Origin of the sequence: Tistrella arctica (assembly GCF_039630945.1) — a bacterium.
GTDB classification, from domain to species: Bacteria; Pseudomonadota; Alphaproteobacteria; order Tistrellales; family Tistrellaceae; genus Tistrella; species Tistrella bauzanensis.
In genome coordinates, this window is the sequence record NZ_JBBKTV010000007.1 from 60,572 (window position 1) to 85,183 (window position 24,612).

Annotated in this window: 19 protein-coding genes and 1 other RNA gene; 12 read left to right on the top strand and 8 right to left on the bottom strand. The window is 67.6% G+C overall.

Features of this window, described 5'->3' with window-relative positions:
• From WG924_RS16550 to WG924_RS16575, 6 genes are all read right to left on the bottom strand, one after another.
• Window positions 1–2,196, bottom strand: a complete 2,196-nt coding sequence (locus WG924_RS16550; protein WP_345934198.1) for a cyclic nucleotide-binding and patatin-like phospholipase domain-containing protein — start codon at window positions 2,194–2,196, stop codon at window positions 1–3.
• Window positions 2,197–2,283: 87 nt separating this feature from the next.
• Window positions 2,284–2,895, bottom strand: coding sequence for a winged helix DNA-binding protein (locus WG924_RS16555; protein ID WP_345934199.1), 612 nt, complete (start codon window positions 2,893–2,895; stop codon window positions 2,284–2,286).
• Between the two features lie 7 nt (window positions 2,896–2,902).
• On the bottom strand, window positions 2,903–6,565 hold the full coding sequence (locus WG924_RS16560) for a hydantoinase B/oxoprolinase family protein (protein WP_345934200.1): 3,663 nt from the start codon (window positions 6,563–6,565) through the stop codon (window positions 2,903–2,905).
• A 78-nt stretch (window positions 6,566–6,643) separates the two neighbouring features.
• Entirely contained in the window at window positions 6,644–7,954 is a 1,311-nt protein-coding gene (locus tag WG924_RS16565) for a TRAP transporter large permease (protein WP_345934201.1), read from the bottom strand.
• A gap of 18 nt (window positions 7,955–7,972) precedes the next feature.
• Window positions 7,973–8,500, bottom strand: a complete 528-nt coding sequence (locus WG924_RS16570; protein WP_345934202.1) for a TRAP transporter small permease — start codon at window positions 8,498–8,500, stop codon at window positions 7,973–7,975.
• A 131-nt stretch (window positions 8,501–8,631) separates the two neighbouring features.
• Entirely contained in the window at window positions 8,632–9,612 is a 981-nt protein-coding gene (locus tag WG924_RS16575; RefSeq protein ID WP_345934203.1) for a TRAP transporter substrate-binding protein, read from the bottom strand.
• 545 nt (window positions 9,613–10,157) lie between these two features.
• On the opposite strand from WG924_RS16575, the gene WG924_RS16580 reads away from it, so the two are divergent.
• A complete protein-coding gene (locus WG924_RS16580) occupies window positions 10,158–10,904 on the top strand; it encodes a TerB family tellurite resistance protein (protein WP_345934204.1) in 747 nt (248 codons plus the stop codon).
• A gap of 530 nt (window positions 10,905–11,434) precedes the next feature.
• Here WG924_RS16580 and WG924_RS16585 read toward each other — a convergent pair.
• A complete protein-coding gene (locus WG924_RS16585; RefSeq protein WP_345934206.1) occupies window positions 11,435–11,659 on the bottom strand; it encodes a hypothetical protein in 225 nt (74 codons plus the stop codon).
• Window positions 11,656–11,838 (bottom strand): hypothetical protein, encoded by a 183-nt coding sequence (locus tag WG924_RS16590; RefSeq protein ID WP_345934209.1) that lies wholly within the window; start codon window positions 11,836–11,838, stop codon window positions 11,656–11,658. The genes WG924_RS16585 and WG924_RS16590 overlap by 4 nt, the downstream gene beginning before the upstream one ends.
• A 70-nt stretch (window positions 11,839–11,908) precedes the next feature.
• On the opposite strand from WG924_RS16590, the gene WG924_RS16595 reads away from it, so the two are divergent.
• The 11 genes from WG924_RS16595 to mraY all read left to right on the top strand — a co-directional run bounded on the left by WG924_RS16595 (window position 11,909) and on the right by mraY (window position 24,612).
• Window positions 11,909–13,810: an ABC-F family ATP-binding cassette domain-containing protein gene (locus WG924_RS16595; protein WP_345934212.1), complete on the top strand. Its 1,902-nt coding sequence runs from the start codon at window positions 11,909–11,911 to the stop codon at window positions 13,808–13,810.
• The gene (locus WG924_RS16600; protein WP_345934213.1) at window positions 13,810–14,733 is read left to right on the top strand and encodes a DMT family transporter; all 924 of its coding nucleotides are present in this window, start codon (window positions 13,810–13,812) and stop codon (window positions 14,731–14,733) included. The genes WG924_RS16595 and WG924_RS16600 overlap by 1 nt, the downstream gene beginning before the upstream one ends.
• Window positions 14,734–14,763: 30 nt before the next feature.
• Window positions 14,764–15,588: a peptidoglycan recognition protein family protein gene (locus tag WG924_RS16605; RefSeq protein WP_345934214.1), complete on the top strand. Its 825-nt coding sequence runs from the start codon at window positions 14,764–14,766 to the stop codon at window positions 15,586–15,588.
• Between the two features lie 34 nt (window positions 15,589–15,622).
• Window positions 15,623–16,058, top strand: an RNA gene (rnpB, locus tag WG924_RS16610) — RNase P RNA component class A.
• 593 nt (window positions 16,059–16,651) lie between these two features.
• Window positions 16,652–17,179 (top strand): division/cell wall cluster transcriptional repressor MraZ, encoded by a 528-nt coding sequence (locus WG924_RS16615; RefSeq protein ID WP_345934215.1) that lies wholly within the window; start codon window positions 16,652–16,654, stop codon window positions 17,177–17,179.
• Entirely contained in the window at window positions 17,176–18,180 is a 1,005-nt protein-coding gene (gene rsmH, locus WG924_RS16620; RefSeq protein ID WP_345934216.1) for a 16S rRNA (cytosine(1402)-N(4))-methyltransferase RsmH, read from the top strand. Before WG924_RS16615 ends, rsmH begins: the two co-directional genes overlap by 4 nt.
• Entirely contained in the window at window positions 18,177–18,644 is a 468-nt protein-coding gene (gene ftsL / locus WG924_RS16625; protein ID WP_345934217.1) for a cell division protein FtsL, read from the top strand. Before rsmH ends, ftsL begins: the two co-directional genes overlap by 4 nt.
• Before the next feature lie 14 nt (window positions 18,645–18,658).
• Window positions 18,659–20,548, top strand: coding sequence for a peptidoglycan D,D-transpeptidase FtsI family protein (locus tag WG924_RS16630; protein WP_345934218.1), 1,890 nt, complete (start codon window positions 18,659–18,661; stop codon window positions 20,546–20,548).
• On the top strand, window positions 20,535–22,004 hold the full coding sequence (locus WG924_RS16635; protein ID WP_345934219.1) for a UDP-N-acetylmuramoyl-L-alanyl-D-glutamate--2,6-diaminopimelate ligase: 1,470 nt from the start codon (window positions 20,535–20,537) through the stop codon (window positions 22,002–22,004). Before WG924_RS16630 ends, WG924_RS16635 begins: the two co-directional genes overlap by 14 nt.
• The gene (locus WG924_RS16640) at window positions 22,001–23,467 is read left to right on the top strand and encodes a UDP-N-acetylmuramoyl-tripeptide--D-alanyl-D-alanine ligase (RefSeq protein WP_345934220.1); all 1,467 of its coding nucleotides are present in this window, start codon (window positions 22,001–22,003) and stop codon (window positions 23,465–23,467) included. Before WG924_RS16635 ends, WG924_RS16640 begins: the two co-directional genes overlap by 4 nt.
• 56 nt (window positions 23,468–23,523) lie before the next feature.
• Entirely contained in the window at window positions 23,524–24,612 is a 1,089-nt protein-coding gene (gene mraY, locus WG924_RS16645) for a phospho-N-acetylmuramoyl-pentapeptide-transferase (RefSeq protein WP_345934221.1), read from the top strand.

The window sequence follows — 24,612 nt, forward strand, 5'->3', positions numbered from 1 at the left end:
TCAGGTGTCGCCCCGATCACGAATACCATCCCGCCATCCGGCGAACAGCGCCCGGGCGGTGGTCTCGCCCACAGCGGCGATCGCCTCGGCCTGGCCATAGGCCATCAGCGGATAGCCTGAGACCGGCGGCTCGAAATAGAGGTCGGCGTCGGCCTTCACCCGGTCGCGATGGGCGATGCCGCCGACAATGCCCGCGCGCATCAGAATGTCGCCCAGAACCGGCAGCCGGGGCTGACGCAGAACAATCCGGCGCAGGGCATCCACGGGCGACAGGCGGGTCAGGGCCGGGTCCACCGCCAGATCCTCACGCGCGTTGACGTCGACGGCGATCACCCGGCCCCGACCGATGCGGTGGCGCATGACATCGGCCGGCACGTTGTTCAGGACAGCGCCATCGATCAGCAGATGACCATCCTTGACCATGGGCGGCAGCAGGCCGGCGGGGGAATTGCTTGCCAGCACCGCTTCATACAGTGATCCGTGGTCATGCACCCGCACGCTGGCGCTGGTGATGTCGCAGGATACGGTGAACAGTGGCAGCCACAGATCCTCGATCAGTGTCTCGCCGAACATCCGGCGCAGGTCGCGCGCCACCCGTCGTCCGCTGACCAGCGAGATGATCGGCAGGGTGGGAAACTCGCCACCCTTGGCGAAGCGGCGGGTGTGGGCCAGCACGCTGTCGGGATCGGTGCCCATGGCATATTGCGCGGCGATCAGCGCGCCCATGCTGTTGCCGCCGATGACATCGATCGGAATGCCGGCCGCGATCAGCGCCCGCAGCACGCCGATATGGGCGAAGCCCCGGGCACCGCCGCCGCCCAGCACCAATCCGATCGCCCGGCCGGTCAGCAGGCGGGCGACGCGGCCGGCGTCGCCATCATTGCCGTGACGAAGGTGATGCAGCGGCAGGCCCGGCCGTGGCGCCTGCCATCTGGCGCGATGGCTGGGGCGGGGGGCATCGGCATCATGCAGCAGCAGCAGGCTGCGGGTTTTGTCGACCAGCCCCGGCTCGCTGTTCAACCGCGCTTCCACCGGTCGCACGCCGGGATCGTCGCCCGACGCCGCGACCAGCAGAACATGATCGGCCTGGCGCAGACACAGATCGGTCCAGGCCGGATTGTCGCCATCGGCGATATACACCAGCAGGTCGACGGTCTGTTCGATCGCGGCTAGCTGGGCCGTGCCGATGCCGTGGCTGAAATCGGCCAGCGCCTCGCCATCCCTGTGATCCAGCGGTCCCACGCGGCCCAGGGCCTCGAAGGCCGGCAGCAGCAGGCGGGCGGCCTGGCTTGCGCTGTCCGGGGCGCCGAGGGGCACAATCGCCAGGGTGCGCATCCGGCCCTGGCCATCGGCATCGATCGTGGCCGACAGATTGCGATGAATGGCGCCGCACAGGATGCGGTTCATGTCGTCAGGGTGTCGGCGCAGCAGCCGTTGATAATCGTCGCGGCCGATGACCAGCAACTCGCTGTCCCGGATCGCGATCAGGTCGGACCTGCGCGGTTCATCCAGCACCAGCCCGATCTCGCCCACGGTGTTGCCGGGGGCCACCGGATCGACCGGCATCGTGCCCGCCGCATGGGCCATGGCGGCACCGGGAAGGCGAGGCCGCAACATCCCGGCCAGCACGATCATCATCGCGTCCGACCGGTCGCCGGCCCTGAACACCGCGCCGCCGCCCTCGACACTCAGCACCGGCAGGCTGGTTTCCATATCGCGCAGCAGATCGTCGGAGGCGCTGGTGAACTGCGATCGCCGGCGCAGCATCGCCGACAACCGGGCCTGAAGGGCGCATGCGGCCTCGAAATCGGGGCAGTCGAGAAACGCCAGCGCCTCGTCGAGATAGGCACCGCGCAGCAGCGCATCGTCCAGCACCACCACCCGGCTGTCGGGGATCGCCATCACCGCGTCCGCCCACACCGCGTCGCTGGTGATGGCGTGCGGGGCAAGGACCGCCAACCCGCCGGCATTCTGGTGCGAGGCCAGATCCTGGTTCGAGGCCAGATCCTGGCGCAGGAATAGCCCCCGGCGCGCGCGGCCCCGGGCGAAGACACAGCCATTCCGATCCGGCTCAACGGTCACGGCACTGGCGGCAAGGGCGGCGACCAGAGGTTCAGGCAGATCGGAAAACGGCGCTGTTCGACGCAGCAGATCGCCCAGGCCACCATCCGGCCCGCTCCTCATGTCGTCGGTCATCGACGTCCCGTCCCTCCGCATCAGCGGCTCAAAGTCTAGCCTTGGGGAGCGAGGGTGACAAGCTGAGCGCCTGCCCGACGATGACGACTATAGCGAGGTCGCGGCCCTGGCCGCCTGATCATACAACCCCGACAGCGCCCTCAGCCGTTGCGCAAGATCGCCGATCTCCTGGTTCGACAGGCCCAGCGAGTGCAGTGAGTCGATCAGGCAGCGCTCGCGGACGTCACGATAGGCAAGGCAGGCGGCCTCGCCTGCCGGGGTGGTGGCGTACAACGCCTCCTTGCCCTTGCGCGCGGTCGAGACCAGTCCGCCCTTTTGCAGCTTCTTCAGGCTGTAGGCGACGGTGTGGCTGTCTTCGATGTTCAGCACGAAGCAGATATCCGCCAGTTTCTTCAGTCGCGCGCGGTGATTGACGGTGTGCAGCACCAGCACGTCCAACTGACCCAGATCACCGATACCGGCTGCCGCCATGCAGCGGGTCATCCAGCGCTGGAAGCCATGGGCGGCAATGATCAGGCCGAATTCGAACTCCGACAATTCGGGGCTTTTGGTCGAAACCAGATGGGCCGAATTGACGATGCCGCGCCCGCCGCCGGGAAGGGTGGGCGAGACCCGGTCCTCCCGCGTCGTCGGGCTGTCTGACATGGCCGCGGCGGCGCCCGAAGGCGCCACCTTGCTGCCGGTGTTGGGTCGTGTCATGGGGCGTCTACCTGTCGTCTGACGCGGCGCCATAGCCGCCGCCGCCCGGGGTTTCTATCACGAACACGTCGCCGGGCTGCACATCGACCGTGGCGCAGGCGCCGAATGTCTCGCGGGTGCCGTCGGTGCGCTCCACCCAGTTGCGGCCGACAGCGCCGTCTTCACCGCCATCGAGCCCGAAGGGCGGCACCCGGCGACGGTTGGACAGCAGCGACACGGTCATCGCCTCGTCGAAACGCAGCCGCCGCCGCGCGCCATTGCCGCCATGATGGCGCCCGGCCCCCCCTGAGCCCTCGCGGACCTCGAAGGCTTCCAGCACCACCGGGAAGCGCCATTCCAGCACCTCCGGATCGGTCAGGCGCGAATTGGTCATATGGGTGTGGACCGCATCGGTGCCGTCGAAATCAGGGCCGGCGCCCGATCCGCCGCAGATGGTTTCATAGTATTGATGGCGGGCATTGCCGAAGGTGAGGTTGTTCATGGTGCCCTGGGCACCGGCCTGCACACCCAGCGCGCCATAGATCGCATCGGTCACGACCTGCGAGGTCTCGACATTGCCGGCAACCACCGCTGCCGGATAATGCGGGTTCAGCATCGATCCGGCCGGGATCCGGATGCTGATCGGCTCAAGACAGCCGTCATTCATCGGGATCTTGTCGTCGACCAGGGTGCGGAAGCTGTAGAGCACCGCCGCCCGGCACACGGCCGATGGCGCGTTGAAATTGTTGTCGCGCTGGGGTGAGGTGCCCTCGAAATCGACCACCGCCTCGCGCGCGTCCCGATCGATGGTGATGGTGACGGTCACCACCGCGCCGTCATCCATCTCATAGCTGAAGCGGCCGCCCTCCAGCCGGGCGATCGCGCGGCGCACGGCCTCTTCGGCGTTGTTGCGGACATGGATGGTATAGGCCTTCACCACATCCAGCCCGAACTGGCGGACCATGCGCCGGATTTCGATGACACCCTTTTCGCAGGCCGCGATCTGCGCCTTCAGATCGGCCATGTTCTGGTCGGGGTTGCGCGACGGCCAGGTGCCCGAGACCAGCAGGGCGCGCATCTCCGCCTCAAGCAGCCGGCCTTCGGCGACCAGTTGCACGCCGTCGATCAGCACGCCCTCTTCATCGATATGACGGCTGTCGGCGGGCATCGATCCGGGCGTCTTGCCGCCGATATCGGCATGGTGCCCGCGTGAGGCCACGAAGAACAGCGGCGGGTCGCCCGCCACCGCATCCTCGGCGAAAACCGGGGTGATCACGGTGATGTCGGGCAGGTGGGTGCCGCCGTTATAGGGCGCGTTCAGCACGAAAACGTCGCCCGGCTTCATGGCCGTGCCCTGTTTGCGGATCACCGCCCGGACACTCTCGCCCATCGACCCCAGATGCACCGGCATATGCGGGGCATTGGCGACCAGCGCGCCGTCGCTCTCGAAGATCGCGCAGGAAAAATCGAGCCGTTCCTTGATGTTGACCGAATGGGCGGTGTTCTCAAGCGTCGCCCCCATCTGTTCGGCGATCGACATGAACAGGTTGTTGAAGATCTCAAGCATCACCGGATCGGCATCGGTGCCGATGGCGACGCGCTTGGGCCGCGCCACCACCCGGGTCAGGATCAGATGGCCGCGATCGTTCAATTCCGCGGCCCAGCCCTGTTCCACCACTGTGGTGCCGGTCGCCTCGATGATGATCGCCGGGCCCTGGACGCGGTCGGCCACCGCCATGGCGTCGCGGTCATAGACCGGGGCGTCGTGCCAGTCGCCATCGGAATAGAATCGGGTTTCCGCGATCGATGCCAAAACATGATCCGCGGGGGCGGCCGGCAGAACCGCATCTTCCGGCTGATCGGTGGCGCCGATCGCCTCCACCTCGACCGCCTCCACCACCAGCGGCTTGCCGGTCATCACGAAGCCGAAGCGCTGACGATGGGCGCCCTCGAAGCCTGAGACGATCTGGTCGAGCGTGCCGTGATCGACCGAGATGGTGCTGTCGCTGCCGCGATACTTCACATGCAGCCGGCAGGCGACGCTGATCCGCGCATCGGGGATCGACTGGCCGCGCAGTTCGTTGGCGGCCTCGATGCCCAGACTGTCGGTCAGGACGTCGAGCTCGGGGATGGCATCGGCGTCGAGCACGCGTTCCACCGCGCGTTCACGCATCGCCCGGATATCGGCCAGGCCCATGCCATAGGCCGACAGCACGCCGGCCAGCGGATGCACGAACACCCGGGTCATGCCCAGCGCGTCGGCCACCAGGCAGGCATGCTGGCCGCCGGCACCGCCGAAACAGGCCAGAACATAGGACGAGACATCATAGCCGCGCTGCACCGAGATCTGCTTGATCGCATTGGCCATGTTGTCGACCGCGATCTTCAGGAAGCCGTCGGCGATGGCCTCGGGCGGGCGGCGGTCACCGGTCGCGGCCTCGATCCGCTCGGCCATGTCGGTGAAGGCGGTGGCGACCGCCTCGGCATCCAGCGGCTGGTCGCCATCGGCGCCGAAGATCTTCGGGAAGTATTCGGGGCGGACCTTGCCGACCATGACATTGCAGTCGGTCACCGCCAGCGGCCCGCCACGGCGATAGCAGGCGGGGCCGGGATTGGCGCCGGCGCTGTCGGGGCCAACCCGGAAGCGGGCGCCGTCGAAACCCAGGATCGAGCCGCCGCCGGCGGCGACCGTATGGATGCGCATCATCGGCGCCCGCATCCGCACGCCTGCCACCATGGTGTCGAAGGCGCGTTCATACTCGCCGGCGAAATGCATCACGTCGGTCGAGGTGCCGCCCATGTCGAAGCCGATCAGCTTGTCAAAACCGGCCATGGCGGCGGTGCGCACGGCCCCGACCACGCCACCCGCCGGCCCCGACAGGATGCTGTCCTTGCCCTGGAACAGTTCGGCATCGGTCAGCCCGCCATTGGAGCGCATGAACATCAGGGGCGCGCCACCCAGGGCGCCGGCGACCTTGTCGACATAGCGGCGCAGGATCGGGGTCAGATAGGCATCGACCACGGTGGTGTCGCCGCGTCCGACCAGCTTCATCAGCGGACTGGTCTCGTGGCTGACCGAAATCTGGCTGAAGCCGATAGCGGTCGCGATCCGCTTCAAGGCGATCTCGTGGTCATGCCAGCGATAGCCATGCATCAGCACGATGGCGATGGCCCGCACGCCGTTGTCGTAGAGGGCTTGAAGGTCGCGGGTGGCGGCGGCCTCGTCCAGCGCCGTGATCACCCGGCCATCGGCCGCCACGCGTTCCGCGACCTCGACCACCTCGCGATAGAGCAGTTCGGGGCGGATGATCTCGCGGGCGAAGATGTCGGGCCGGTTCTGATAGCCGATGCGCAGCGCATCGCGGAAGCCGCGGGTGATGATCAGCGCCGTGTGCTCGCCCTTGCGCTCCAGCAGCGCGTTGGTGGCGACGGTGGTGCCCATCTTCACCGCCGCGATCCGTTCGGCCGGAATGGGCTCATCCGGTTCGATCTCAAGGAAGGCCCGGATCGCCGCCAGCGCCGCGTCGTCATAGCGCTCAGGGTTTTCCGACAGCAGCTTCATCGTCCGGACCGCACCATCGGGGGCGCGGGCAACGACGTCGGTGAAGGTGCCGCCGCGATCGATCCAGAACTGCCAGGTGTCGCCGGTGAGCGGGGCGGCGGCATTGGTGGGGGAGGCGGAAGCGGTCATCGCAGGGTCTCGATCCGATGGAGCGGTGGCGGGATTACATGAGGCAGGCATGGCGGGGCGGGGCGGGTGCGGCCCGGGTCAGCCGGGGCTGCGCACCATGCCGCCGGGCAGCAGGGTCACGATCTCGGGAAAGGCGGTGATCAGCAGCAGCATCACCACCATCACCGCGAACATCGGCATCGCCACCCGGGCGACATAGGTGATGCTGCGGCCGGTCATGCCTTGCAGGACGAACAGGTTGAAGCCGACCGGCGGGGTGATCTGCGCGGTTTCGACCACGATCACCACGAAGACGCCGAACCAGATCAGGTCGATGCCGGCTTCCATCACCATCGGCAGCACCACCGCCATCGTCAGCACCACGGCCGAGATGCCGTCGAGGAAGCAGCCCAGGATGATATAGAACACCGCCAGCGCCGCGATCAGGGCCAGGGGCGACAGGTTCATCGTGGCGATCATGTCGGCCAGCGCGCGCGGGATGCCGGTGAAGCCCATGGCCAGGGTCAGGAAGGCCGAACCGGCCAGAATCAGCGCGATCATGCACGAGGTGCGCACGGCGCCCATCAGGCTGGCGGAGAAATTCGCCCAGGTCAGATCGCGGCTGAGCGCCGCCACCCCGAAGGCGCCGATCACGCCGAAGGCGGCCGCTTCGGTGGCGGTGGCGATGCCGGTATAGATCGAGCCCAGCACGAAGGCGATCAGCCCCACCACCGGCAGCAATTCGCCGAGCGCCCGGAATTTCTGGCCCCAGCTCGGCCGCTCGTCATCGGCCGGAATCCGGTCGGGGTGCAGCAGCGACCAGACGACGATATAGCCCATGAACATCGAGGCGAGCACGATGCCGGGCAGGATGCCGGCCATGAACAGCTTGGCGATCGAGACATTGGCCGCGACCCCATAGACGATCAGGATGATCGAGGGCGGGATCAGCAGGCCCAGCGTGCCGCCGCCGGCAAGCGTGCCGATCATCATGTTCTCAGGATAGCCGCGGCGCTTCATCTCGGGCAGCGCCATGCGGCCGACGGTGGCGGTGGTGGCGGCCGACGAGCCTGAAATGGCGGCGAACAGCGCGCAGCCCAGGATATTGACGTGAAGCAGCCGTCCGGGCAGGGGCCGCATCCAGGGGCTGAGCCCTTTGAACAGGTTCTCCGACAGCTTCGTTCGGAACAGGATCTCGCCCATCCACACGAACAGCGGCAGGGCTGTCAGCGTCCAGCCGGAGGATGCCGTCCAGATGGTCATCGCCATGGCTTCGCCGATCGGGCGCGGACTGAACAGCGCCATCGCGATATAGGCAACGCCCATCAGCGACAACCCCACCCAGATGCCGCCGCCCAGCAGGGCCAGCAGCCCCACGCCCAGCACGATCAACTGATAGGTCTGATCCATGATACGTTCAGTCCCGGCTCAGCGATCGGCCGCTGCGTCCAGCACGCCATCGCCCTCAGGGGCGAAGCCACGGCCGGTCAGCGCGGTTTCGATCAGGGTGTGACACAGGGCAACCGCGAACAGCGCGGTGCCGACCACCATGGCGATCTGCGGGATCCACATCGCCACCGCGACGTCGCCCTGCGACACCTCGCCGATCTCCCACGAGATATAGGCGAGGTCATAGGCCCACCAGGCGAACCAGGCGGCGATCACGGTGCCGACGGCGAGGCCGGCCAGATCCAGCACCAGCCGTGGACGCGGCGGCAGGGCCTGAAGCAGGATGGTGATCCGGATATGGGCATGGCGCCGGAAGGCATGGGGCAGGGCCAGGAAGCTGGCCGCCGCCATGGCATAGCCCGCGAACTGGGCACCGCCGCGCAAGGGATAGGCGAGCAGGCGGGCGCCGACCTGCGCCAGAATGATCAGGACGATGGCGATCATGGCGATGCCGGCCAGAACACCGGCGGCATCATAGACGCGATCGAGCAGGCGCGAGATGGCCATCTGGCCTCCTCCGTCGTCGGTCTGGTCTGAACGGGCGGAACCGACCGGCGGGGGGAAGCGGTCGTCCGGGCGATGGCGGCCGGGATGGCGGGGCTGGTGACCCACTATCCCGGTCCGGCCTGTGTGGGTGCTTACTTCGCCCGGTAATCGGCGATGATCGCCTTGCCGGTGTCGCCGGCGCCGGCTTCCCATTCGGCGGTCATCTTGTCGCCGATCGCGGTCATGTCGCCGGCAAGCTGCGCCGAGGGCTTGGCCACGGTCATGCCGTTCTCGGCCAGGGTCTTCAGGTAGCCGGAAGCCAGCTCCTCGCTCATCGCCCAGCCCTTGTCCTCGATCGCGGCGGCGGCCTTGGTGATCGCCTCCTGGGTCTTGGCATCCAGGCCGTCCCAGGCGCGCTTGTTCACGAACACCATGTTCTTGGGCAGCCAGGCCTGGACGTCATAGAAGTTCTTCACCTGCTCCCACACCTGGCTGTCGACGCCGGTGGCACCCGAGGTGATCATCGCCTCGACCGTGCCGGTGGCCAGCGCCTGCGACAATTCCGCCGCCTCGATCTGGGTCGGCACCATCTGCAACAGTTCCGCCAGACGCGCCATGGTGGCGTTATAGGTGCGGAACTTCAGCCCGCGCATGTCGGCGGCACTGTCGATGGTCTTGTTGGCATAGATGCCCTGCGGCGGCCAGGCGATGGCATAGAGCAGGTGCAGGTTCTCTTTTTCGAGCCGGGCTTCCAGCGCCGGCTTCGACACCGCATACAGCTTGCGGGCATCGGCATAATTGGTCGCCAGGAACGGGATCGCATCCAGCGCGAACAGCGGGTCTTCATTCGACAGGGCCGAAATCAGCCGCTCGCCGATCGGCGCGGTGCCGCGCTGCACGGCGCGCTTGATCTCGTCGCCCTTGAACAGCGAGCCGCCGCCATGAACGGTGATGGCCACCTCGCCATTGGTGTCGGTCTTGACCATCTCGGCGAATTCACGGCCGAGCTTGGTGTGGAAATTGCCGTCGGGATAGGCCATCGGCATGTCCCAGGCTTCCGCCGCCTGTGCGGCCGCGCCGCCGAAACCGACCATGCCGGCGACCAGCGCCGCCCCAATCCACGTCTTGAACATCTGAACGCGTCTCCCCTGATGCGGACCGGCCATCACACGCCCGGCCGTTGATCCGCATGCGTCGCGAATGCCGGCCCCCTCGGCCGCATCCGCCACATCACGGGCACCAGACCGGTGCCCCCCTTGTCGATACTCCCCGACCGGCCGGCATCTTGCCAGCACAACCGCGCCACGATCGCGGGTGGCGGCCTGCCTGGATATGCATGGCCGGGTTTGGCCCTGGTCGATTCCGGCCAGCCCGTGGTCGCCAGCCCGTGGTCGGCTGCGGCCCGACGGAAACCACCCTCCCGGCGGCGATCCATCTGCTGAGACGGTCGCTGATCATCGATAATCTGTCAATAAAATGTCGGCAAAGTGTCTGAATATTTTCAGTCGTTGATGCGGATGATCGCGCCTGCTTGCGCGCGATCCCGGTTTGGTGTTTGCTCGGCGGCGATGGTGCGGCGCGGGATATATCGCCGGTCCGGACCATGGCGCGACGGAGCATCCAGAGGCGGTGCGTCCGGCGCCGGTTGCGGTGTGATCCGGCCGCGGGGGGCCGATTGATGAGTTTCTGGGGCAAGGTGGTCGGCGGCGCCGCCGGCTTCGCGATGGGCGGGCCGCTGGGCGCGCTGATCGGCGCGGTGATGGGCCATGCGGTCGACCGCTTCAATGAAAGCGGCGATGCCACCGCGATGCCGGTCGACCGGGTGCAGCGCGAACAGGCCTTCGCGATCGCGGTGATCGTGCTGGGCGCCAAGATGGCCAAGGCCGACGGCCAGGTGACGCGCGACGAGATCGCGGCCTTCCGCCGGGTGTTCACGGTGCCGGAAAGCGATGTCGGCCGGGTGGCGCAGATCTTCGACGAAGCCAAGAAGGATGCCCGCGGTTTCGAGCCCTATGCCCGCCAGATCGCGGCGCTGTTCCAGGGCCGTCCCGCCGTGCTGGAAGAGCTGTTGAATGCCCTGCTGGAAATTGCCAGCGCCGACGGCGCGGTCGGCGATGCCGAACGGCGCTTTCTGGGCCAGGTGGCACAGATCTTCGGGCTTGAACCTGCGGTGCTCGACCGCCTGCTTGCCGTGCGCGGCATCGATATCGGCACCGCCGGCAGCCCCTATGCGGTGCTGGGCGTTTCGCCCGACGCGCCGCTCGACGAGGTGAAGACCGCCTATCGCCGCCTGGCCCGCGAACACCACCCTGACCGGCTGGTGGCCGAAGGCCTGCCCGAAGAGATGATCCAGATCGCCACCCGCAAGATCGCCGGCATCAACGAGGCCTATGACCGGGTGCTGCGGCTGCGCGGCGCGCGGTGATGCGTGCTGCGGACGGTGCCGTTCCTATCTGGCCCCCGCCGGCTGGGCGAACACCGGCGGGTCGACCCATGTCGGTCTTCGTGATCAGCGCGTCATTCTCCTGCCGGGCCATGGTCTTCACCAACACCGATCATTCATGGAGCATCGGCCGGGACAGGGTCGTGCGGCAGTGCCAGGACCGGCCGCAATCCCGGCGCGCTGATGCTTCAGGACGGTGACACATGACGGCTCTGGGGAGCCATGCGCAGGCGGGCGCAGCCGATCGGTCTTCCGGATGGGGTGGGATCGTCTGTGTTTCCGCGTCACTGTGAGCGAGGATAAGGCTCTTCAGGCGTCGCCGAGTTCGAGATAGAGCCGGACTCGACATATTAATCCGGATCTATTCTCTAGTCATCGGCATTGGTGCTGCTCCTACTATGCCAATGATATGACCGGCTTAGATATGTGATGAAGACTCTTACGTTAAAGAGTGCATACAGAAATAATGTCTCGATGGTGATCTTCGATCAGCGCTCGGCACCATAGGGTGTTCAATCCTGCATCAACGCGTTCAGGCCGTCGAATTCCGCCGGAACCTGAGCATCGTGCAGGGTCTGGCGCACCTCGGGGGACAGGTCGGCTGGGCGCAGGTGTTGGCGTGTGTCAGTTGCTTTCAGGCGTCGGGCCTTGGAAAGATCGTCTGGTGACATAAAGCGCCCCGCGATTTGGTGTGGGAAATCATTGCCTGTGGCAGATCCGATCAGGGGCTTGATCACGCGATCAGGCGGCGCCCGTCGCGCATGTCATTCATCTTGGCGTAATCCGATCCGGCCATCAAATACCGGCAACATGCGGGCTGGTGCAGCGCGCTGCGGCGCGGGCTTGCAATATCGACATCACCGCAGGGCAGATAGCGCATAACCGCCCCTTGCGCGCGAGGGGTGGTCCGGCGCATCCTGCGGCCGCCCCTTGCCCGCTATCCGCCTGTCGTCTGTCTTGTCCTCCGTCCGGAAGTCCGTATTGCAATGTCCGCACCGCTTATCTCGCTTGCCGGTATCCGTGTCACCTTCGGTGGGGGTGATCTGATCGAGGAGGCGACGCTTGCCGTCAGTGCCGGCGACCGGGTGGCGCTGGTCGGGCGCAATGGTGCCGGCAAGTCGACCCTGCTGCGGATCATGGGCGGGCTGGCCGAGGCCGATGGTGGCGAGATCGCGCGCCGGCCGGGCCTGCGGGCCGCCTATATGGCGCAGGATCCCCAGACCGATACCGGCACGACCGTGCGCGCCTATATAGAAGAGGGGCTGGTGGAAGCGGGGCAGGGCGACCGGCATTACCGGGTCGATCAGGTGGCGGTGCCGTTGAGCCTGGACCCTGACCGGATGATGAGCGAGCTGTCGGGCGGCAACCGGCGCCGGGCGGCGCTGGCCCGTGCTTTGGCGGTGGAGCCCGAATTGCTGCTGCTGGACGAGCCCACCAACCATATGGACCTGCCGACCATCGAATGGCTGGAAGCCGAGCTTGCCCGGTTCCGCGGCGGGCTGGTGGTGATCAGCCATGACCGGGCCTTCCTCGACCGGGTGGCGGGCAGCATCGCCTGGCTGTACCGCCGCAGGCTGGTGCGCCACGATATCGGCTACAGCGCCTTCGAGGCCCAGCTTGAAGATCTGCGCGCCCAGGAAGATCAGCGTCTGGCCAAGATGGCCGACAAGCTGGCGCGCGAAACCCTGTGGTTGAACGAGGGCCTGACCGCGCGGCGCAAGCGCAATGAGCGCCGGGCGCGCGGCGTGCATGAACTCCGCGCCCAGCTTGCCGCCGAACGCCAGGATATCGAGCGCACCCGCGCCCGCGCCGGCATCGCCGTCGCCAGCGCCGAGACCAGCGGCCGGCTGGTGATCGAGGCCGAAGGGCTGGTGAAGCGGTTCCAGTCGCCATCGGGCGAGATCACGGTGGCCGACGGCTTTTCCACCCGGATCATGCGCGGCGCGCGGGTCGGCATCATCGGCCGCAATGGCGCCGGCAAGACCACGCTGGTCAAGATGCTGATCGGCGAGATCGAACCCGATGCCGGCGAGGTGAGGCTGGGCACCAATCTGGAGATCGCCTATTTCGACCAGCACCGCGTGGCGCTGGATCTGGACGCGACCCTGTGGGACACGCTGGCCGATGGCGGCGGCGATCAGGTGACCGTGCGCGGCCAGCCGCGCCATGTGGTGGCCTATCTGCGCGACTTCCTGTTTGACGAGGGCCAGGCGCGCCAGAAGGTGCGGGCGCTTTCCGGCGGCGAGCGCAACCGGCTGCTGCTGGCCAAGCTGTTCCTGAAGCCATGCAATCTGCTGGTGATGGACGAGCCGACCAACGACCTGGACCTCGACACGCTGGATCTGCTGGAAGACGTGCTGGACGAGTATGACGGCACCGTGCTGCTGATCAGCCATGACCGCGCCTTTCTGGACCGGCTGGCGACATCGGTGATCGCGGTCGATGGTGATGGCCAGATCACCGAATATGCCGGCGGCTGGAGCGATGCCGACGCCCAGCGCAAGCGCGCGGCCGAAGCCGCGCGAGAGGCGGCCCGTGAGGCCGGGCGCGAGGCGGCGGCGGCGAAGCGCGGCGGTGGCGCGGGGAGTGGCGGGGGTGCGAGTGGTGCGGCCGGTGGCAAGCCGCAGGTGCCAGCGCCTCAGAAGCTGAGCTTCAAGGAAGCCCGCGAACTCGACGAGTTGCCCAAACGCATGGCCGCGCTTGAAAAGGAACTGGCGGCGCTGGCGGCGAAAATGGGCGATCCGGCGCTGTACACCCGCGACCCGGCGGCGGCGCAGGCGGCGGCGGACCGGGCATCGGCGGCGCGCGTCGAGCTGGATGCCGCCGAGGAACGCTGGCTGGAACTGGAAGAGAAGCGCGAGGCGATCGCCGCCGCTAAGGCGCGGTGATGAAGGCGGCATCCGCATCGGCGCCGGTCCTCACCCCGATGACGCCGGCCCATATCCTGCTGGCCCTGCTGGTGGTGGCGATCTGGGGCTGCAATTTCGTGGCGGTGAAGGTGGCCGCCGCCGCCATACCGCCGCTGTTTCTGGTGGCGCTGCGCTTCGGCGTGCTGTTTCTGCTGCTGGCACCCTTCCTGCCCATGCCCCGGCGCAGCCAGATCCCCAAGCTGGCGGCGATCGGCATGACCCTGGGCGTGGGGCATTTCGGGCTGATGTTCGTGGCGCTGTCGCTGGGCGTCGATGCCTCGACCCTGTCGGTGGCGATCCAGATCGAGGTGCCGTTCGCGGCACTTTGCGCCATGCTGGTGCTGGGGGAGCGGATGGGCCCACGCCAGATCGCCGGCCTGGTGCTGGGCATGATCGGCGTCGCCCTGGTCGCGGGCGACCCCAAGGTGCTGACCCAGCTTGACGGGCTGGGGGTGGGGCTGCTGGCCGGCGGGTTCTGGGCCTATTCCAACATCCAGATCAAGCAGTTGGGCCAGTTGGGTGCCGTGCCGCCGCAGATGCTCAATGCCTGGTTGGGCCCGTTCTGCGTGCTGCCCTTGCTGGCGCTGTCGTTCATCTTCGAAAGCGGGCAGGGTGACGCCCTGTCGGCCCTGAACTGGCAGACGGTCGCCGCCCTGGCCTATATTCTGGGCGGCGCCTCGCTGGTCGCCTATGGCGCCTGGTATTTCCTGCTCGGCCGCTATTCGGTGGGGCAGGTGACGATCTATATGTTGCTGGTGCCGGTGTTCGGCGTGCTGGGCGGCGTGGTGATGATGGGCGAGACCCTTGGCCTGCTTGAGATGATCGGCGGTGCCTTGATCGTGTCGGGCGTGGCGGTCGTCCAGTTGCGCCGGCTGCCCGGGCCGCTCAGGCGGCTGCGCTGACCCTGTTGCCTGTTGAAAGCCTGTCAGACCATGTCTTTGCCCGCCGATCCGCTTCCCGGCCTTGCCGGCCTCGACATCACCGACCGGCCATCGCCCAATCACGACGAGCGCCCTGGCGGTGCCCGGCCCGACATGGTGGTGCTGCATTATACGGGGATGCCGACGGCCGAGGTCGCGATCGACTGGTTGGCGGATACGGCGTCGCGCGTCAGCGCCCATTGGGTGGTGGATGAAGCTGGCCGCCTGACCCGAATGGTGGCTGAAGACCGCCGCGCATGGCATGCCGGCGTGTCGTATTGGCGCGGGCAGGAGCGGCTGAACGACGTCTCGATCGGCATCGAGATCGTCAATCCGGGCCATGAATGGGGCTATCGCGCATTCCCGGAACCACAGATGGCGGCGGTCGAACGGCTTCTGGCCGATATTCTGGCCCGGCATGATATCGCGCCCGAACGGGTGGTCGGGCATTCCGACATCGCCCCGGCCCGGAAATTCGATCCGGGTGAGCGGTTCGACTGGTACCGGCTGGCGGCGAAGGGGCTGGCCCTGATGCCGCGATCGCGGCCGGTGATCGGCGAGATGGGGCTGACCCTGCAGGAAGGTGATGCCGGGCCGGCGGTTGCAGATATTCAGCGCGGGCTGGCGGCGATCGGCTATCGGATTGATGTCGACGGGGTTTACGACGCGGTCACCCGCGCGGTGGTCCATGCCTTCCAGTCGCGGTTTCTGGGGCTGGCCGGCGGCGTCTGCGATCCGGCGACCGCCCAGACGGTGTTCGCGGTGGCGCGGCTGTTCGACAGCGCGCCGCGCGCCGGCGGTGCTGATGCTGGCCATGCCTGGTCATTGACCGATTGACCGGACCTGCCCGCTGCTGCATGGTGCGGCCGCGTCAGACGGCTGGATGGCCGCCCTTTCGGTGCCGCAAGGCAGATGAGGGGGAGGAAAGTCCGGGCTCCACGGAAACACGGTGCCGGGTAATGCCCGGCGGGGGCGACCCCAGGGAAAGTGCCACAGAGAGCAGACCGCCCGGCCGGCGCCGTCGATACCTTCGGGTGGCGATCGGTGTGCCGGGCAAGGGTGAAAGGGTGCGGTAAGAGCGCACCGCGCCCCCGGCAACGGGGGCGGCATGGTAAACCCCACCGGGAGCAAGACCGAATAGGAACCGCGCGCCGAGCTCAATCATGGGTTGGGCAGGGTCTGTTTCCGACCCGGCGGTTCGGGTTGGTCGCGAGAGGCGCCCGGTGACGGGCGTCCCAGAGGAATGGTCATCCAGCACCCTTTGAACAGGGTGTGGACAGAACCCGGCTTACAGGCCGTCTGACGCGCACTTTGTCACATAACAGGCGGCCGCAGCCCTTCGATGCGGCTCTCATGCGACGGCAATTCCACCGACGCGGGCGCCGTCATTTTGTCGTGAGGCAAAATTGGGACCGGTTGGGCGCAGGCTCTTATCCGCGCGTTCCTGCGGGGTTAGACCGCGAAGAAAATGGGGTGCCGCATTTCGCTCCACTTAAGTTCCTGTTTTGTTCTGGAGAGTTTCAAGACTGTCCCGTGATTTCAATGGGCTGGCCGTCCTTTCCAGCGTGCATGTGCGGTATTTGCCAAGCGTCTGTTTCATCGAAGAATTTCCAAGCAAATGCAGCCGATTGTTCGCTTGACCCTCCCCCTGCCATTCGATACCTTCGGCTCAAGGCCCAGCTTTACCCAGATTTTCCCAAATCGCCCCAGCTTTCCCCGGCGCCTTTCGGGCGAGCTGGTCAAACAGGCGGGAAGGCGGGCCTTGTCAGCACGGTCTGGTCCAGTCATCGGGCGGCGGTCATCGGTTGTATCAGGCAACTGATGGCAAGCGGCATCGGGTGCAGCGGCTGATGGGTAGGCCCGGTTCCGGTCGGGATCGGGTGGTCAAGGAGTTCGCCGGGTGGCGCTGTTCCTGTCGACGTTTGAAAAGCCAATCGACAAGAAGGGTCGCGTCTCGGTGCCGCCTCAGTTCAGGACTGCGCTCGGTCCCCAGGAATTTCACGGCATCGTCGCCTATCCATCATTTATCAACGCGGCGGTTGAAGCCTGTGGCTATGACCGGATCGTTCAACTGTCGGAAAGCATCGAGACGTTCGACCCCTTCTCGGAAGAGCGCGATGCCTTTGCGACCGCCATTCTCGCCGAATGCCAGCAACTTGCTTTCGACCCCGAGGGGCGGGTGATGCTGTCGCGGCGTCTGATGGACATCGCCGGTCTGGAAGACCGGGTGGTTTTCGTGGGCAAGGGACGGACCTTCGAATTGTGGCAGCCTGACCGCTTCGCCGATCATCAGACCGCAGCGCGTGACATCGCGCTGGCCCAGCGCGGCCGGCTGCGGATGGACCCGGGCGGGCGGCGGGCGGCGGCGCAGCCATCGGCGATCCTGCCTGCCGGCGGCGGCAACGGCGCGGGCGGAGGTGACGCATGACCGACACCCTGCCCATGCCATCCGCCCCGCATGTTCCGGTGCTGCTGACCGAAGTGCTCGCCGCCGCGACGCCGGTCGAGGGCGCTGTGGTGGTCGACGGCACGTTTGGTGCCGGCGGCTATAGCCGCGGCTTTCTGGATGCCGGGGCCGCCTGTGTTCTGGGGATCGATCGCGACCCGGCGGCCGAGCCGGCGGGGCGGGCGCTGGAGGCGGCGTCCGGCGGTCGCTTCCGTTTCCTGGCGGGACGCTTCGGCGATCTGGAGGCGCTGCTCGACGCGGCGGGTGTGCCGGCGGTGGATGTGGTCGCCTTCGATTTCGGCGTGTCGTCGATGCAGCTCGATCAGGCGGCGCGCGGCTTTTCGTTCCGCAATGACGGCCCGCTGGACATGCGGATGGAGCAGGCGGGCATGACCGCCGCCGATTTCGTCAACACCGCCGAAGAGCACGAGATCGCCCGGATCATCTGGACCTATGGCGAAGAGCGCGCCTCGCGCCGCATCGCGCGCGCGATCACCCGTGCGCGGCCGTTCGAGACCACGGCGGCGCTGGCAGAGGCGGTGCGTTCGGCGCTGCCGCCGCGCGGCCGTGATCAGATCGATCCCGCGACCCGCAGCTTCCAGGCCATCCGCATTCACGTGAATGACGAGCTGGGCGAGATCCTGCGCGGGCTGGTTGCGGCCGAACGCCGGCTGAAGCCGGGGGGGCGGCTGGCGGCCGTGACCTTCCACAGCCTGGAAGACCGGCTGGTGAAGCGGTTCATCGCCACCCGTGCCGGGCGGACCACCAATCCGTCGCGCCATGTGGTGATGGCGGCGCCGGATGCGCGGCAGGCCGGCAGTTTCGCCATCCGGGGCACCAGACCCGTGGTGGCGGGCGCCGCCGAGACCGATGCCAATCCGCGGTCGCGCTCGGCCAAGCTGCGCATCGCGCGGCGCACCGATGCGCCCGCCTGGGATGCCCCCGCCGTTGCCGACGATCTGTTCAGGGAGGCCGCACGATGATCCGCCCCGGCACCGTTCTGCTTCTGGGCTGCACCGCCGCGATCGCGGCGGGCCTGTTCTGGGTGAAGTATCGGGTGGCAAGCCTTGAGGACGCCTATGTCGCGCGCAATGCGGAATTGCTGCGCGAGCAGGAGTCCATTCACGTGCTGAAGGCGGAATGGGCCTATCTCAACAATCCCGACCGGCTGGAGCGCCTGGCCGCCGAGTATCTTGAGACCGCGCCGGTTCAGGGGCGCCAACTGGTCAGTCTGGCGTCGTTGCCGCTGCCGCGGACCGAAACCGAGCCGCGTCCGCGCAACAAACCCGGTACACCACCGGCCACCTGGCCGCTGGTCGAGGCGTTGCCCGAGGCACGGGGTATGACGGTGGCGTCGGCGGGGACGCAAGGCGGCCGCAGCCTGACCGCGGCCCGAGGCGCCACGCCTGATACCGACAACGTCGTGTTGACGGGGGCCACACGATGAGCCCGCAGGATCGCATGCCACCCCGCCACGATGCCGCCGGCCAGTCTGGACAGGCTGGATATTCCGGGCAGGCCGGCCAGTCCGGACAGGCCGGCGTTCGCCCGCGCGTGCCGCTGCCGCGCGCGCGGCGGGTGCGGCTGGGCGTCGCCCGTGCGGTGAAGCTGGACGGCAACGTCAAGCAGGCGTTGGAAACCGGCCGCAATCGCGTGCTGTTCACCGCGGCTTTCTTCGTTCTGGCCTTTCTGGCCCTGTCGATGAAGCTGATCGCTGTGGGGGTGCTGCATGACGGTGGCGAACCCCGGGTCGCGCGCGGCGCGCCGCCGCCGCAACTGGTGCTGGACCGTGCCGACATCGTCGATCGCAATGGCGTGCTGCTGGCATCGAACCTGATCACGGCATCGCTTTATGCCGATCCGAAGCTGGTCTTCGACCCGGTGGATGCGGCCACCCGGCTGCGCACGGTGCTGCCGCATCTGAACCAGACCGATCTGATCGCGCAGCTTTCGGGCGACCGGCGGTTCGTTTGGATTCAACGCGGTCTGAAGCCCGAACAGCAGTATCAGATCAATGCACTGGGCATTCCCGGCCTGTATTTCCAGCGCGAGCAGCGCCGGATCTATCCGCAGGGCCGGTTGCTGTCGCATGTGGTCGGCTTCACCAATGTCGACAACACCGGCCGTTACGGGCTGGAACAGGGCTTGGACCGTACCCTGCGTGAGCGTGCCGAAACCGGCCGCGGTCCGCTGGTGACGACCATCGACATCCGCGTGCAGCAGGTGATGCGCGACGCGCTGCGCGCGGCGATCGCCGAGTTCCAGGCGATCGGCGCCACCGGTCTGGTCATGGACGCCCGCAACGGCGAGATCCTGTCGATGGTGTCGCTGCCGGATTACGACCCGAACGCGCCGGTCGACCCCAATGATCCGGCGATGTTCAACCGGGCGACGCTGGGCGTCTATGAAATGGGGTCGATCTTCAAGGCCTTCACGGCCGCCCAGGCGCTGGATGCGGGCGTGGTGAGGATCGATGGCGGCTTCGACGCCACCGACCCGATCAAGATCGGCCGGTTCACCATCCGCGATTTCCATCCCGAGCGGCGCTGGCTGAGCGTGCCCGAGATCATGCTGTATTCGTCGAACATCGGTGCGGCCAAGATGGCGCTGGCCCTGGGGGCGACGCGTCAGCAGGACTATATGCGCCGCTTCGGTTTTCTGACGCCGGCCCGCATCGAGCTGCCCGAGGTGGGCCTGCCGCTTGCCCCGCATCCGTGGCGTGACATCAACGTCATGACCATCGGCTTCGGCCATGGCATGGCGGTATCGCCCTTGCAGGCGGTGGGCGGTATGGCGGCGCTGCTGAACGGCGGCTACAAGGTGCCGGCGACCCTGATCAAGCATCAGTCGGGTGAACGGGTGGTCCGCGAGCGGATCATCGACGAGAAGGTGTCGATGCAGCTTCGCAAGCTGCTGATCAGTGTGGTCGAGGCCGGAACCGCCAAGAAGGCACAGGTGCCGGGCTATCTGATCGGCGGCAAGACCGGCACGGCCGAGAAGCCCGGCGTGGGCGGCTATCGGCGCAAGGCGCTGCTGACCTCGTTCCTGGGCGGCTTCCCGATGAACGATCCACGCTATGTGGTGCTGGTGACACTGGACGAGCCGAAATCGACGCCCAAGACCTATGGCTATGCGACGTCGGGCTGGAACGCCGCGCCGACCGCGGGCGAGGTGATCCGCCGGATCGCGCCGCTGCTGGGTGTGCGGCCGCAGGCGATGGACGGCGCGCCGCTGGAAGGCCCGGTGCTGCCGCAGCAGCGCGAAACCGAACTGCGCTATGCCCAGGTCGGCGACGAGGATGAAGTCGCTGTCGGCGACGAACTTCCCGAGGTGCAGAATGCGGCTTACTGAGCTGGTCGACCGCAATGTGCAGGTGCTGGGTGGCGATCCCGTGATTACCGGGATCACCGCCGACAGCCGTGCCGTGGGGCCGGGCATGCTGTTCGCCGCCATCCCGGGCACGGTCCATGACGGGCGCCGTTTCATCAGGGCGGCGGCGGATGCCGGCGCCGTGGCGGTGCTGGCGCCGCGAGGGACCGTCGTGCCCGCCGGCCTGCCTCTGGTCGAGGCGGACGAGCCGCGTGGCGCGCTGGCCCGCATGGCCGGCCGCTTCTATCCGCGCCGGCCGGATGTGATCGCCGCCGTCACCGGCACAAATGGCAAAAGCTCCGTTGTCAGCTTCACCCGTCAGATCTGGATGCGGCTGGGCCTGTCCGCCGCCTGCCTGGGGACGCTTGGCTATGAAGGGCCGGGCGATCTGTCGGCGCCGGCGCTGACCACGGCCGACCCTGTGGCCCTGCACCGGCTGCTGGATCAGGCGGCCCGCGCCGGCGTCGGTCATCTGGCGCTGGAGGCATCCAGCCATGGCATCGACCAGCACCGGCTGGACGGGATCGCACCGGTGGCGGTGGCCTTCACCAACCTGACCCATGACCATCTGGATTATCACGGCACGATCGAGGCCTATCGCGACGCCAAGCTGCAACTGTTCTCGCGGCTGGCGGCGCCGGCAGGGTATGCGGTGGTCAATGCCGACAGCCGCACATACGACCAGGTGGTGCGCGCGGCGCTGAAGCGGCCGCTGGCGGTGATCGATTATGGCCGCAAGGCACGGGTGCTGCGGCTGGTGTCGGTGGAGTCGATGCCGGGCGGCGGCCTGCATGTGGTGATCGAGCACAGCGGCCAGCGCCATGAATTCGGCCTGGGGCTGATCGGCAGCTTTCAGGCGCATAACGTGCTGGCGGCGGTGGGGCTGGTGATCGGCTGTGGCGGATCGCTGCCGGCGGCGCTGGCGACCCTGTCGCATCTGAAGGCCGTGCCCGGCCGCATGGAGCAGGTGGGGATGACCGCCGACGGCGCGCCGGTGATCGTGGATTACGCCCACACACCCGATGCGCTTGAGACGGTGATCAAGGCGGTCCGCCCCCATGCCGATGGTCGGGTGGTGGTGGTGTTCGGCTGCGGCGGCGATCGCGACCGGGCCAAGCGGCCGCTGATGGGCCGCATCGCCTCGCGCGAAGCCGATCATGTCATCGTCACCGACGACAATCCGCGCGGCGAAGACCCGGCGGTGATCCGGGCCGAGATCATGGCGGCGGCACCCGATGCCGTCGAGATCGGCGACCGGGCGGCCGCGATCGATGCCGCGGTGGCCGGGCTGGAGCCGGGCGACGTGCTGCTGATCGCGGGCAAGGGCCATGAGACCGGCCAGACCGTTGCCGGCACGGTTCATCCCTTCAGCGACCGGCAGCAGGCGCTGGCGGCGCTGGCGCGTCGCGGCGGCGCGCAGGCGGGAGGGCGGCCATGACCAGCGCATCCCCGATCCTGTGGACGGCCGGGGCGGTGGCGGCGGCAACCGGCGGCCGGATGACGGCCGAGGGCGCGGCCGATGCCGCCATCACCGGCGTTGCCATCGACAGCCGCGAGGTCCGCGCGGGCGACCTGTTCATCGCGCTGCGTGGTGACGCCAATGACGGACACGACTATGCCGTGGCGGCCGAAGCCGCCGGCGCCGCGGTCCTGCTGGTCGATCGCGCCGTGCCGGGCCTGACCGGCGCGGCTCTGGTGATCATCTGCGGCGACACCATGGCGGGGTTGCAGGCGCTGGGTGCGGCGGCGCGCGCGCGGTTCACCGGCCGGATGATCGCGGTCACCGGCAGTGTCGGCAAGACCGGCACCCGTGGTGCCATCGCCCGGGCGCTGGCGTCTTATGGCCGGGTTCATCAGAGCGTGCGCAGCTTCAACAATCACTGGGGCGTGCCGCTGTCGCTGGCGCGGATGCCGGCGGATGCGGCGTTCGCGGTGCTGGAACTGGGCATGAACCACGCGGGCGAGATCGATGCCTTGTCGCGGCTGGCGCGGCCGCATGTGGCGCTGATCACCAAGATCGCCCCGGCGCATCTGGGCAATTTCGACGGCGAGGAAGCGATCGCCGATGCCAAGGCCGAAATCTTCAACGGGTTGGAAGCCGATGGCGTGGCGGTGCTGAACCGTGACAGCCGGCATTTCGACCGGCTCGCGGCGGCGGTGCTGCGGGGCCATGCCGCAACCCGTGTGATCGATTTCGCGACCTCGCGCCATGGTGGCCAGCGGGCGGTGGTGCGGCTGGTGACGGCCACCCCCACGGCGGCCGGTACGGCGGTGGCCGCGGAAGTGGCCGGCCTGCCGGTCGACTTCATCATCGGCGTGCCTGGCGCGCACTGGGTTGAAAACGCGCTGGCGGTGCTGGGCGTGCTGCATGCGCTGGGGCTGGACCCGGTGCCGGGTGCGGCGGCCCTGGCCGGGCTTGACGCGCCGGTCGGGCGCGGCACCCAGATCCGGCTGCCGCTGGGCGACGGTCAGGTGCTGATCGTGGATGAAACCTATAACGCCAATCCGGAATCGATGCGGGCGGCGATCTGCCTGTGCGCGGAACTGGTGGCGGTGCATGGCGGGCGTCTGGTCGCCGTGCTGGGCGACATGCTGGAACTGGGCGATCACGCCCGGCGTCTGCACGAAGATCTCACAACGCCGCTCGTTGACGCGGATGCGGCACTCGTCTACACCGCCGGGCCGGCCATGGCCCATCTGCATGACCGGCTCGATCCGGGCCGTCGCGCGGAGCATGGCGACACATCGGATGCAGTCGCGCCAGCCGTCGTCGAAGGCCTGATGGCCGGAGACGTGGTGCTGGTGAAGGGATCGCGCGGGATGCGCATGGAACGGGTCATCGTGGCGATCACCGCCGCGCTGGCACCACCTGCCATCGCACGGAAACAGACACGGGGTTAACGGGCCGCGGCCGCAGGGGCCTTGCCGCCCGCGGCCGTCACGGACTTGGAGCACGCATGCTATTCAACCTGCTCTATCCGCTCTCAAGCGATCTGAGCTTCCTGAACGTCTTCAGGTATCTGACGTTCCGGACCGGTGGAGCCTTGATCACGGCGCTGCTGATCAGTTTCGTGGCGGGCCCGAGCCTCATCCGCTGGTTGCGCCGCAAACAGCGGGAAGGTCAGCCGATCCGCAGCGACGGCCCCGAGCGCCATCTGATCGAGAAGCGCGGCACGCCCACCATGGGCGGCGTGCTGATCCTGGCCGGGGCCGGATTGTCGACCCTGCTGTGGGCCGACATCACCAGCGCCTATGTCTGGATCGTGCTGATGGTGACCTTGGGCTTCGGCATGATCGGCTTCGCCGACGATTATCTGAAGGTCGTGCGTCGCAACCCCAAGGGCCTGCCGGGGCGGATGAAGCTGCTGCTTCAGGCGCTGATCGGCATCGTCGCGGCCCTGTGGGTGCAGTATGTCGCACTCGATGCCCAGGCCAGCGGCCTGGCCATCCCGTTCGTGAAGAATGTCCTGCTCGATCTGGGTCTGCTCTATGTGCCGTTCGCGGTGCTGGTGATGATCGGGTCCAGCAACGCCGTCAACCTCACCGACGGGCTGGACGGGCTGGCGATCGTGCCGGTGATGATCGCGGCCTCCAGCTTCGCCTTCATCGCCTATCTGGTCGGCAATGCGATCTATTCCGATTACCTCCAGGTCCATTACGTCCCCGGCACCGGTGAATTGACCGTGCTGTGCGGGGCGCTGGTCGGGGCGGGGCTGGGCTTCCTGTGGTTCAACGCGCCGCCGGCCATGGTGTTCATGGGCGATACCGGATCGCTGTCGCTGGGCGGCGCGCTGGGGGCGATCAGCGTGGTCACCAAGCATGAACTGGTGCTGGCCGTGATCGGCGGGCTGTTCGTGCTGGAAACCGTGTCGGTCATGGTGCAGGTGGCCTCGTTCAAACTCACCGGCAAACGCGTCTTCCGCATGGCGCCACTGCATCATCACTTCGAGAAGAAGGGCTGGGCCGAGAGCACCATCGTCATCCGCTTCTGGATCATCGCCTTCATCCTGGCGCTGATCGGTCTGTCCACCCTGAAACTGCGCTGA

Bases quoted from the DNA above. Each gene is read 5' to 3' on its own strand.
- WG924_RS16550 (WP_345934198.1), bottom strand. From the start codon at position 2,196: ATGACCGACGACATGAGGAGCGGGCCGGATGGTGGCCTGGGCGATCTG.
- WG924_RS16555 (WP_345934199.1), bottom strand. From the start codon at position 2,895: ATGACACGACCCAACACCGGCAGCAAGGTGGCGCCTTCGGGCGCCGCC.
- WG924_RS16560 (WP_345934200.1), bottom strand. From the start codon at position 6,565: ATGACCGCTTCCGCCTCCCCCACCAATGCCGCCGCCCCGCTCACCGGC.
- WG924_RS16565 (WP_345934201.1), bottom strand. From the start codon at position 7,954: ATGGATCAGACCTATCAGTTGATCGTGCTGGGCGTGGGGCTGCTGGCC.
- WG924_RS16570 (WP_345934202.1), bottom strand. From the start codon at position 8,500: ATGGCCATCTCGCGCCTGCTCGATCGCGTCTATGATGCCGCCGGTGTT.
- WG924_RS16575 (WP_345934203.1), bottom strand. From the start codon at position 9,612: ATGTTCAAGACGTGGATTGGGGCGGCGCTGGTCGCCGGCATGGTCGGT.
- WG924_RS16580 (WP_345934204.1), top strand. From the start codon at position 10,158: ATGAGTTTCTGGGGCAAGGTGGTCGGCGGCGCCGCCGGCTTCGCGATG.
- WG924_RS16590 (WP_345934209.1), bottom strand. From the start codon at position 11,838: ATGCGCCGGACCACCCCTCGCGCGCAAGGGGCGGTTATGCGCTATCTG.
- WG924_RS16595 (WP_345934212.1), top strand. From the start codon at position 11,909: ATGTCCGCACCGCTTATCTCGCTTGCCGGTATCCGTGTCACCTTCGGT.
- WG924_RS16600 (WP_345934213.1), top strand. From the start codon at position 13,810: ATGAAGGCGGCATCCGCATCGGCGCCGGTCCTCACCCCGATGACGCCG.
- WG924_RS16605 (WP_345934214.1), top strand. From the start codon at position 14,764: ATGTCTTTGCCCGCCGATCCGCTTCCCGGCCTTGCCGGCCTCGACATC.
- rsmH (WP_345934216.1), top strand. From the start codon at position 17,176: ATGACCGACACCCTGCCCATGCCATCCGCCCCGCATGTTCCGGTGCTG.
- ftsL (WP_345934217.1), top strand. From the start codon at position 18,177: ATGATCCGCCCCGGCACCGTTCTGCTTCTGGGCTGCACCGCCGCGATC.
- WG924_RS16630 (WP_345934218.1), top strand. From the start codon at position 18,659: ATGCCACCCCGCCACGATGCCGCCGGCCAGTCTGGACAGGCTGGATAT.
- WG924_RS16635 (WP_345934219.1), top strand. From the start codon at position 20,535: ATGCGGCTTACTGAGCTGGTCGACCGCAATGTGCAGGTGCTGGGTGGC.
- WG924_RS16640 (WP_345934220.1), top strand. From the start codon at position 22,001: ATGACCAGCGCATCCCCGATCCTGTGGACGGCCGGGGCGGTGGCGGCG.
- mraY (WP_345934221.1), top strand. From the start codon at position 23,524: ATGCTATTCAACCTGCTCTATCCGCTCTCAAGCGATCTGAGCTTCCTG.